The organism is bacterium endosymbiont of Bathymodiolus sp. 5 South (genome assembly GCF_900128535.1).
Lineage (GTDB): Bacteria > Pseudomonadota > Gammaproteobacteria > PS1 > Pseudothioglobaceae > Thiodubiliella.
The window spans coordinates 1-2201 of record NZ_FQTR01000222.1 but is presented as its reverse complement, the minus strand read 5'-3'; the positions used below and the strand labels follow the sequence as shown (position 1 = coordinate 2201).

The following is a 2201-nucleotide window of genomic DNA, read 5'->3' as shown; positions in this document are numbered from 1 at the left end:
CTCTAGAATATTACACTCTAGCAATTTGCTTTTCTAAGGCTTCATCGCTAAGCGCATACCAAGCCTGAAGAATTAGGATTTTAAACATCATTATGGGTGGATAGGCGCTTGCACCTGTTTTGGAGGTATAAAGATTGGATAGTGTTTGTTCTATCTCGCCCCAGTTAATGATGTTATGCACATCGTCTAGTTCTAATAGAGATTTATGTTCAATAACAAGAGAATCTGCAAATGAATTTTGTTGGGTGTTTTTCCAAGACATTTTGGGTATTTTATGGTTGTTTAGATGGGTGTTATTTTATCAGATTGGTGGTTTTTGGCTGGGTTATGCAAAGGTCTCAACTTGTTTGAAATAAGAAAATTTAAATTGTTGTCTTAATTTGTTGGGGTTTTATAGTTATGGTTGGGACTGTTTCTCGATCAAATCTTTTTCAGCAGCCAATATACAGTGAGTTGGTTAATGTTATTCTTCTGAGCAATATAAAGGACGGTCAAGTCTTGTATAACAAGACACCGGTTAGTAATTGGGCTGATTCTTACGCAATATCTGAATGCAATATTGGCCACAATGGCGCTCTTCATTTTGCAGCTGATCCTGTTAATGCCGCTGCACGCGTTCTTAGCCTTTCAGCTGTTAAGAGCAAGGATATTTATGATCATAATTATAGTATAATGATTGGGGCAGTGGGAGATTTTATTTCTGTTGTTGAGCAAGGCGTATATATGTATAAATTACCAGTAGTGCCTAAGGATACAGACGTATTCACCATTGAAAGGCATAATTCCGACACCATTAAATATTGTCTTAATGGCGAGGTTTTTTACACATCGACAGCTAAATCAACAGCTGATCTTTATTTTGTTGCCCTTTTTGAGCAGAAGGATTCATTTGCTACCCATATACTAATGAATTATGATATATGTGCCGATTTAACCATTAAGTTTAATAAGAATGCCACCGAAGCTGCTGTAGAAAGTGTTGCCAAGGCTGTTAGTTATCAGGGCACTGCAAGAACACTTAGTGTAAGCGTAACAAACAATACGGGTCTTAAAAGCGCAAAAACACTAGCAATAAAAGCACAGAACACACGGTCAATTCCTGTACTTAGTGGCACTATCCCTAGAGTCCATGATTCGACATTATTTGAAAAATGCTCAGATTTATCTATTAGCCATGAGGGGGTATGTAGCGGCTTAGAAGTTCTTTTTAATACACACTATCCACAGTTTACTAGCTTTGTTGTCAGGGAAATTAACAATGTGAGCTTTAAAGCTGATACCCGAAAAATATCGTATAACGGAGTCATTATTGGCACTGGGAATACAGTTGCAGAGATGGCAAAACAAGGGTTAATTATTACTTTTAATGATAATGCTATCAAGGAGAGCGTTGAAGAGGTAACTAAAGCAATTGGTGTTAATTTCCAAGTTGATGCACAAGATGTAACGCTGAGTTTGGTAAATTATAATGGCGATAAGAGCGTAAAAACCCTTACTATATCTACACCATTCGGTTAATCAAAAAAAGATAAAGGGGTATAAGCATTTAGATTATTAGTGTGGGTTGACAATTGGAAGGAATCTTTACAACAAGCAAAAGGCAATAAAATATGGGTCTTGACTAGTTAAGAAATTTTGAATTATCACAGATTGAAGTTGATGAGCGTTACTTTGGCGCTCGCAGAGTTAGCGGTAAACGCGGTCGTGGTACTAAAGGAAAAACTATTGTTTTTGGATTGTTAAAGCAAGGTAACAAGGTTTATATTGAGATTGTAGATAACTGCTCTGTAGCAACTCCACAAAGCGCTATAAAGGGAAAACAAGCATTGATAGTGTTATTCATTCTGATGGATGGCGAGGGTATAATGGTTTAGTAGATTTTGGTTATAAAAAGCATTTTAGGGTGTATCATGGTAAGAGCGAGTTTGCTAGAGGCAATTCTCATATTAACGGGATAGAATCTTTTGGAGTTATACTAAAACAAGATTGGTGAAATTTACAGGAATGAATAGAAATATATTTAAATAGTCGCCCCTTAAAAACCACTCCAAACAAACCAGCCCCCCATTTTTCCAACCATCTAATAAAAAATTCAAAAAACAACAATACTATAAATAGTGTATAATAATCATTTTTTTCACCAACAAAACAATGCCAAAAAGAATCCAACTACCTGATGATTTTTATAAACACGATTTTAA

At 35.8% G+C, this 2201-nt stretch carries 2 protein-coding genes and 1 pseudogene; 2 read left to right on the top strand and 1 reads right to left on the bottom strand.

Going from position 1 to position 2201, the window contains the following annotated elements; translation table 11 throughout:
* Window positions 1-10: 10 nt before the first annotated feature.
* A complete protein-coding gene (locus tag BBROOKSOX_RS10230; RefSeq protein ID WP_139661649.1) occupies window positions 11-262 on the bottom strand; it encodes a transposase in 252 nt (83 codons plus the stop codon).
* A 137-nt stretch (window positions 263-399) separates the two neighbouring features.
* Between BBROOKSOX_RS10230 and BBROOKSOX_RS10225 the strand changes: the two genes are divergently transcribed.
* Both BBROOKSOX_RS10225 and BBROOKSOX_RS10220 read left to right on the top strand, forming a co-directional pair.
* The gene (locus tag BBROOKSOX_RS10225) at window positions 400-1518 is read left to right on the top strand and encodes a hypothetical protein (protein WP_139661646.1); all 1119 of its coding nucleotides are present in this window, start codon (window positions 400-402) and stop codon (window positions 1516-1518) included.
* A gap of 128 nt (window positions 1519-1646) precedes the next feature.
* Window positions 1647-2022: pseudogene (locus tag BBROOKSOX_RS10220) on the top strand (IS1595 family transposase); the annotation flags it as partial.
* Window positions 2023-2201: the final 179 nt, after the last annotated feature.